This is a genomic window from Helicobacter sp. T3_23-1059 (assembly GCF_053654515.1).
In genome coordinates, this window is record NZ_JBSIUV010000073.1 from 1 (window position 1) to 8,040 (window position 8,040).

Annotated in this window: 6 protein-coding genes; 1 reads left to right on the forward strand and 5 read right to left on the reverse strand. The window is 35.5% G+C overall.

What is annotated here, in order from left to right; translation table 11 throughout:
- Nucleotides 1-169: 169 nt before the first annotated feature.
- Nucleotides 170-661, reverse strand: coding sequence for a hypothetical protein (locus ACWIX0_RS12225; protein WP_454174266.1), 492 nt, complete (start codon nt 659-661; stop codon nt 170-172).
- Nucleotides 662-883: 222 nt separating this feature from the next.
- Here ACWIX0_RS12225 and ACWIX0_RS12230 point away from each other — a divergent pair, with 222 nt between their 5' ends.
- Complete coding sequence (locus ACWIX0_RS12230) at nt 884-1,456, forward strand: hypothetical protein (protein WP_454174267.1); 573 nt, start codon at nt 884-886, stop codon at nt 1,454-1,456.
- A 481-nt stretch (nt 1,457-1,937) separates the two neighbouring features.
- Here the strand turns inward: ACWIX0_RS12230 and serA are convergent, their stop codons facing one another.
- From serA to ACWIX0_RS12250, 4 genes are all read right to left on the reverse strand, one after another.
- Nucleotides 1,938-3,527: a phosphoglycerate dehydrogenase gene (gene serA / locus ACWIX0_RS12235; protein WP_454174268.1), complete on the reverse strand. Its 1,590-nt coding sequence runs from the start codon at nt 3,525-3,527 to the stop codon at nt 1,938-1,940.
- 80 nt (nt 3,528-3,607) lie between these two features.
- Nucleotides 3,608-4,078, reverse strand: coding sequence for a hypothetical protein (locus ACWIX0_RS12240; RefSeq protein WP_454174269.1), 471 nt, complete (start codon nt 4,076-4,078; stop codon nt 3,608-3,610).
- Nucleotides 4,079-4,226: 148 nt separating this feature from the next.
- On the reverse strand, nt 4,227-5,903 hold the full coding sequence (locus tag ACWIX0_RS12245; protein ID WP_454174270.1) for a 30S ribosomal protein S1: 1,677 nt from the start codon (nt 5,901-5,903) through the stop codon (nt 4,227-4,229).
- Between the two features lie 488 nt (nt 5,904-6,391).
- A complete protein-coding gene (locus ACWIX0_RS12250) occupies nt 6,392-7,210 on the reverse strand; it encodes a hypothetical protein (protein ID WP_454174271.1) in 819 nt (272 codons plus the stop codon).
- Between the last annotated feature and the right edge of the window lie 830 nt (nt 7,211-8,040).

Here is an 8,040-nt window from a genome sequence, read left to right on the forward strand (position 1 = left end):
AAAGCAAGATTTGTATAAAATCTTACTAAAAATGATAAGAAATCAACCGCTTAAGTTAAATTGAGCCTTGAATAAATATCACAATAGGTTATTTGTCTCGCATCGCATATATTGAGACATAGTCCAAGCAACCATACCAAACCTATTTTTGCTATTATTTTTGTTGATTTCATTGTTTTCCTCCTTGTTTTTGTTGGAATTGTGCGAAAGTCTCATAATCCTCTGCTAATATTTCTTGGATAGCTTTTTGTAAGTCTGTTTGTGTATTTGCGTTTTGCAATATGTCAAAAATCTTTTTATGTTGTTCGCTTTTGTGTTCAAAGCTATCATTCTTGCCTAAAAGATACCGCATATTTTTGATAGTATCTCGTTTTGAATTTGTGTTAAACATACCGTTATCAATGCGCTTTGCGGTTTTTTCAAGTTTGGCGACAAAATAGCAACTAATACACTGCCAATCAAGGTATTTGTAATTGTCTGTCTGTTTTTTATGATTTTTTTCATTGTATATTTTCATACATTCTTTACATATTCCAAATCGTAAATTTTCTATCTCCTCAATTTTAAGCCCACCATCTATGAGGTAAAACTCGTTTTGCGCTTTAGATTCTTTGCAACCTTTGCATTGAATCTGTTTATCATTAATTTTGCATTGTCGCATTCCTTTTTGCAAAAATTAAAATTTAACTCTACAAAAAAAAAAAAAAACAGAAATTAAATAAGTGGCAATGAGCGTGAAAGTAAAAATAATTCAAACGCAAAAACATAACATAATGCAAGACAATGCAAAGCAACAAAGATTAAAAACAATTAAAGTTACATTATTTTTGCGTTAAATGTTGCTTTGGTATAATTCGCCAAATCTATATCCAAAGGAGACAAAATGAGATTACTAGATTTACAAAAATACGCGCAAAAATGCGCAAAAAACGCTACAAAAACAATGGCAAAGACGCTCGCTTGTAGCGCAGTGCTAGCTGGTGTGCTTAGCACAAATGCAAGTGCGATTGGTATCGGGAGCTTTAAAATAAATCCTGATTTTGGTGTGAGTGCGGGGGTAAATGCCCACGATGGAAGCGTGCTAAATAACGCATTTTTGCTAGGTGGCTATGCGCGAGTATGGATGGGTGGCAAAGGGCTTACATTTGCACCGATGGTAAAGTATAACTATGTTTTTGGCAAAGATAATGTTAGCGGATTTGGAAATCTGCAAGCAGGCGGTGTGATAGGGTATAATATCTTGCGACTTACGCCATATATCGGTGGGAGCTACTCCCGCTTTGATAAAATCGGCTATGAGGACACCGCAGCGATAAACTATGGAATCAACTTTGATATTCCTGTCTTGCCTCTTAGCGTAGGTCTAGATGCTTCCTCTCAAAATCCAAAAATCATTGGTTCTGCTCGCGCAGGCTGGCAACATCAAATCGCTGTTACGCTAGGATTTTATTTCTAATAAAATCTTTTGGTGTTATGTAAAAAATATTGAAAAAAAGGGGGGCAAATTAAGGAGGGGATTTTGACTTATCTTTTTTAGCTTCGGTTTAGCATTTCTGCAAGTTTTTTTATTCTTTTTTTTTGCTAGCTTTTTGGCAGTTTTTTTGTTAAATTTTGCTAATTTTTTGATGATTTTTATATGCGGTTTGATTTGGTTGCATTTTTGGTTAAATTCTGTTGCGCTTATTTTGACTTTTTTGTTTAGTTTTTGCGGGGCAAAATCTAAACAAAAATAAAATCCAAACAATAAAAAATCTAAATCTAGTAGAGGAAAACCCCGTTTTGTTGCGACAAATTACGGACAATTTGTTTAATAGATTTTGATTATTTTATGCTTTTGCCTTGCGTTTTTAAGACTTCTTTTTTGGTGCTTTTTTACCACTCTTTTTTTTTCACTTGCTACCACTTGCCCCCTCCATTTGCTTTATTGCTTGATTTGTTTATATTACTGCGGTGTTTAGCGATATGCACGCAGGGATTTTAGCGATTTCTTCCATTACGGCTTTTGGGGCTTCCTCATCGATTAGGATTACGGCGAGTGCTTCGCCTTTGGCATTTCTTGCCATACGAAAATCCCCGATATTGATTTTGTGATTGCCAAGTATTTGCCCTACGCTTCCCACTACGCCGGGGACATCAGTGTTTTTGAAAAATAGCATTCGCCCCTTTGGTTCAAACAAAATCTCAAACCCATCAATCTCGCTAAGGCGGACGATTTTATCCTCAAACACCGTCCCGCTCACACTTAGGCTACCTTTGCTCGTGCTAGCTGTGAGTGTGATAAGGTTTTTGTAAGAAGTGGAGGCTTCTTTTGTGGATTTTAGGACTTCTATGCCCCGCTCTTTAGCGATAAAAGGGGCATTTACATAGTTGATTTTATTATCAAGCGAGGGTTTTAGCGCGCCTACGATTGCGTAAGTCTCTAGTGCGTCAATATGGCTACTAATCTCGCCTTGAGTAGTGATTTTTAGCGAAGTGATTGCGCCTTTGTCGATTTGGGCTATCAAAAATCCCATTTTTTGCATTAGCTCTGCATAGCAGGAAGCAAAATCAGGGACATTTCCGCCTTTTACTGGGAGATTTAGTGCGTTTGGATATGCTGCGCCTCTTGCCGCTTGCATAGCGGCTTGGGCTGCTTGGATAGCGATTTGCTCTTGGGATTCTATGGTATTTGCGCCGATATGTGGCGTTACATACACATTTGGTAAATCTAGCAACTTGCACGAAGTCCCGGGCTCTTTGTCAAACACATCTATGCTAGCCCAGCGGATTTTGCCACTCTCACACCCTGCGTATAAATCATCTTCGTTATATAGCCCGCCTCTAGCGCAGTTTATCAGCACCACGCCATCTTTCATTTTTGCGATTTCTTTGGAGGTTATCATATTTTTTGTTTCGGCATTTTTGGGCGTGTGGATTGTGATAATATCACAAGATAAAATCTCATCAAAATCTTTTGTGTATTTGATTCCCAAATCTGTGGCTTTTGATGGCAAGATATATGGGTCATAAGCAATCACTTCTGCTTCAAAGGATTTTGTGCGGATACCCACTCGCGAGCCGATATTGCCAAAACCTATGATTCCAACTTTTTTACCTTTTAGCTCTGTGCCATACCAATCCTCGCGCTTCCATTTGCGCTCTATTTTTAGCTGATGATTTGCGCTTGGGAAATTGCGAATCGCACTTAGGATATGCGTCATTGTGAGTTCTACGGCTGCGATTGTGTTTGCTGTGGGGACATTCATCACTACTATGCCTTTATAAGAGCAGGCTTCTATATCGACATTATCCACGCCCACGCCCGCGCGCACGATGGCTTTTAGGTTTGGCACATTGCTTAAAAACGCCTCGCCAACGCCTGTGGAGCTTCGAGTAATAGCCACTTCTACTTCGCTAAGATTTTTTAGTAGTTCATCTTTTGGCAAGTTTGCTAGATTTAGCATTTCTATGTCGCTTTGGCTTGATAGCAGTTGCAAGCCCTTTTCGTGGATATGGTCGCATACGGCGATTTTGTATTTGTTTGACATTGTAGAATCTCCTTTTGGATTTAGATTTTGATTTTGCTTTTTTGTGGATTTTAGTTTGGATAGATTTTATGGTTTATGCGCTATTGATAAGTAAATGGAATCTCATAATAGCGCAATTCCTGTATGAGATTTGTCGCTTTTTTATGCTCTTTTGGGAGGTAGATGATGATGTCTGTTGAGTTGTGATTTTTGCTGTATGCAAAATGGATATTTTGCGCTTTTAGCACTTCATTTAGACAGGCTAGATAGTAGGGGTTTATCGCGGTTATGAGCAGTTTTTGAGGCACGGGAGGGATTTCAGGGTTTATAAAATCTACAAACACTTCAAATTCTTGCGCAGGGTAGGTATAGGATTTTCTAAAATTTTTTGCATTATCAAACCAATGCTCAGAAGTATCTTCAGGGGATTTTGCAATCGGTGCTTCGTTGAAAAATTTTAGCACAATGCCATTTTTTGCTAGGGTATCTTTGTAGTGAGATAGCCACGCTAGAGAGCCACCTATGATAGCTCCCACCACAGCAATCCCACCTAAGATATATCTACCTTTCATTGTTATCCCCTTTAGCTTTTTGTGATTGCGCTACCTCAAAAGCACGAAAAAATACCAAAAAAAAGCACTAAAAACACACAAAACACGCTTAAAAGATTTTCATAAAATCTAAAATCCATTTAAGATTTTAGATTTTATCTTTGTGTGCCTATTTTGGCGTGCCTATTTTGTTTTTTAGTTTATCCCCTAGCGTCATTTTGTCATCGTTTGCGCTACTAGAGTTAAAGGCTTTTAGCTCATCTTTTTGTTTTTGTTTATCTAGCCTTTTGACTGACACGCGGATTCTGCCTGTATTTTTGTCGATAGACAAAAGCACGCCTTCTATTTCATCATCTATTTTTAGTTCCTCTTTTTTTAGCGGATATAAGTCCTCATTTTTGATTAGCGCGTCCATATCATCGACTTTGATAAACACACCAAAATCTTTTATATCAATGATTTTGCCTTTTAAAATCTCATCGATTTTGTGAGATTTGGCAAACGCTTGCACTGGGGATTCTTCTAATGCTTTTTTGCTAAGCGTTACGCGCTCATTTGCAGTGTCGATTTTGACTATGCAGACTTCTATTTCATCGCCTACTTTTAGATTTTCCTTGCATTTTAAGCCTTTTTGCCAAGAGAAATCTTCATTATGCAAAAGTCCATCGATTTCGCCTAGTCTTATAAACGCACCAAAATCTGTAATCGTGGCGACTTTGCCTTTGATAGTGTCATTTACTTTGTGAGTTTTTGCAAAGTTTGTAAATGGTTTTGGTAGTAAGTTTTTGAGAGAGACGCGCAGTCGGCGGGTTTTGGTGTCGATTTCGATGATTTCGACATCGATTTCTTGCCCGACTTTTAGGTAGTCTGCAGGGTGCTTAATCTCTTTGTCCCAAGAGATTTCAGAGATATGCAAAAAGCCCTCGACATCATTGCCAATATCCACAAATGCGCCATAAGGCTCGATATTTGTAACAACAACCTTAATCGTATAGCCTTTTTGCAATTCTTTTTGCACTTCTTGCCACGGGTCTTGGCTAGTGGCTTTGATAGAAAAAGATAGTCGCTTTTTGTCCTCATCAAGTTGGATTATTTTGACAGAGACTTTATCCCCCTCTTTGTAGATTTTGGCAGGATTTACAGGTCCTCTATGGCTTATCTCTGTGTAATGCACTAGCCCTTTTACCCCCTCTACTTCGACAAACATACCAAAGCTAGTGATAGAGCGGACAACGCCATCATAGATTTTATCTTTGTCTTTTAGCTTGTCTAGTCCCTCTGCCTGTCTTATATCATCGATTTCAAAAAATCTTTTGCGAGAAATGATGATGCTATTTTCATTAGGACGCACATCGATAATGCACGCTCGCACTTTTTGCCCCACCGCTTTTGGCGTGTCTTTAAACGCAGCGGCATATTTTGGCATAAAGTATTCTACGCCATCAGATTCTATGACAAAACCACCTTTATTTTTGCTAATGACTTTGCCTTCAACCACAAAATCTTTGAAATTGTTTCCCAACTCTTTGATTTTTGCTTGGATTTTGCTAATCCTGCTAGCTTTTTTGTGCGAGATATTTGGTCGCTCTCCTCTGCTAGAAGAGACAAATACCTCTATATCATCGCCAACTTTTAGGCTGATATTGCCAGACTTATCAGCAATCTCGCTAAGTCCCAAAAATCCCTCCACTTTTTCGCCCACATCGACAAGAACACCATATTCACGCACGGCTATGACTTTGCCGATTTTGATTTGTCCTTTTTCCTCGTTTCTTTCACTCTCCTCAAGCAATCTTGCAAATTCTTCGTTGTCGTCAAATTCCTCTAGTAGCTTTCTATTTAGCATTGTAACCTCTTATTTTTTGAAAATGTTTGGCATTGTAGCTAACTTTGGCTTTACAAAGTCTTAATTTATGCAAAACTTTTGTGCTTTTGTTGCAAATTTGATTCCAAAATGAGCAAAATGCGTAAAAAATGTGCGCAAAATAAGCAAAAAATAAATGATAGTTAAATATTTTGCAAAGTTTTTGCATAGATTTTATGGTTTTTGGATTTAAAAATATTTTTTTTATCAAAAGATTCTCTTTATAATGAGGTTTTTAAAAAACGATAAATATTTTTTTCACATTTTAGATTTTGCGATAAAAATCCACTATGAAAATCCACGATAAAAAACACTATAAAAAAACGCTATAAAAAATCCGCCCTATAAAATTTCACAAAAAAAACCCAAAAAAAACACGCCCAAAAAAACCACATTAAAAAAAGCTAAAAATTCCACATTATAAAATTCAAGCAAAAATTTCGCACTTAGGATTTTATCTAGCGTTGATTCTATCTTTTTACGCCGAGCTTTTTTGTCTGTGCGAGTAGGCAACTAGCGTCATAGTATGATAGCGTGGTAGGGTAGCTATATAGCTCGCCACGCGAAATATCGATACGCGAAATCGTCTGATAAATCAAATCTTTATAAATCCCCTCAAATATACACGGACTATCCTCGATACTGCCATCTATGTAGAAAATCCGCTTTTTTGTCGGCAAATCATACCAATCCATCACAAAATGATACCCCGAGCTAACCTCTAAACTAGCGGTATAATCCGTGATAATAGGATAAGTCTCTTCCCTGCAATAATAGATTCCATCATAATTGATACAAGAGGACTGGTCTATCATTTTTGAAGGCATATACGATACGGTTGAAGTAGGCGTAGTGGTGGTGAGTTTGGCAAGGCTTATAAATACGATATTTCTAGCTTTTTTGCGCGGGAGTTGCTCTTGGGTATATAGCGCGGTAAAACCCATTTTGGCTAGAGATTCCATCACAAATGGCACATAAGAAGCAGCTAGCAAATCGCCTTTTTTATACGCGATAATCGTAGGTGCATTTTGATTAAAAAGATAATTATGCTCTTTGGCTGATGAATACTGCATTTGCACAAAATTGCCCGAACAACCGCTAAAAGCGAATATAAACAATGCCACAAACCCTATCAAAAGCGCATTTTTGCTAGCAACAAATCGCAACAAATACAAAGCGACACAAGGCACAACTCTATTTATAATGTATGTCATAGCGCATTTTAAAATGTGTTTTTGGGTTTTTTTAGTGTAGGCACGCACGAGATTCTCCGCTTTTTGATATGTCAAAATCTTTACGCTTTTTTAGAAAAATTTGGCTTTAGATTTTGGCAGGATTTTGGATTTTAATACTCTTAAGATATTTTAAGAATCTTAAAAAATTCCAAGATTCTTTTAAATAAAGATTTACATAATAAAGCAAAAGACATTCCTAAATGCAAACGCTATAAACAAAAACAAAACAACGCAAAATCATAAAATCATAAAAAATCAACAAAATCAAAAATCCAAAACAATAAAATCAAAAAATCCAAAATCAAAAAAACCCACAAAAAAATCCTCCCGACAAAAATCCATAAAATCCAAAATCAACAAAATCCAAAAACTTCCCACAAAAATCACAAAAATCAAAAAGAATCCAAAAAATCCACAAAATCCAAAAAAAAAAAAAACAATGTCAATATTTTTTCACAATTTTTTCGCAATATTTTTTTGCATTTTTGAGTAAGAGATTTTTTGATAATTTTTAGCGATTTTTTAGCACGATTTTTCGTTTTTTTTTTTTTTTTTTTTTTTTTTTTTTTTTTTTTTTTTTTTTTAAAATTTTTTTTTTTTTTTTTTAAAATTTTTTTTTTTTTTTTTTTATTATAATCACATAATATTTTTCACCTACTTTTTTTCAAAAAAAAAAAAAAAAAAAAATATATTTATTAGGTTTATTTTTTTTTTTTTTTTTTTTTTTTTTTTTTTTTTTTTTTTTTTTTTTTTTTTTTTTTTTTTTTTTTTGTTTTTTTTTTTTTTTTTTTTTTTATTTTTTTTTTTTTTTATTTTTTATTTTTTTTTTTTTTTTTTTTGTTTTTTTTTTTTTTTTTGTGTGGATTTGATAAATTCCGCTTTAA

Bases quoted from the DNA above. Each gene is read 5' to 3' on its own strand.
- ACWIX0_RS12225 (WP_454174266.1), bottom strand. From the start codon at position 661: ATGCGACAATGCAAAATTAATGATAAACAGATTCAATGCAAAGGTTGC.
- ACWIX0_RS12230 (WP_454174267.1), top strand. From the start codon at position 884: ATGAGATTACTAGATTTACAAAAATACGCGCAAAAATGCGCAAAAAAC.
- serA (WP_454174268.1), bottom strand. From the start codon at position 3,527: ATGTCAAACAAATACAAAATCGCCGTATGCGACCATATCCACGAAAAG.
- ACWIX0_RS12240 (WP_454174269.1), bottom strand. From the start codon at position 4,078: ATGAAAGGTAGATATATCTTAGGTGGGATTGCTGTGGTGGGAGCTATC.
- ACWIX0_RS12245 (WP_454174270.1), bottom strand. From the start codon at position 5,903: ATGCTAAATAGAAAGCTACTAGAGGAATTTGACGACAACGAAGAATTT.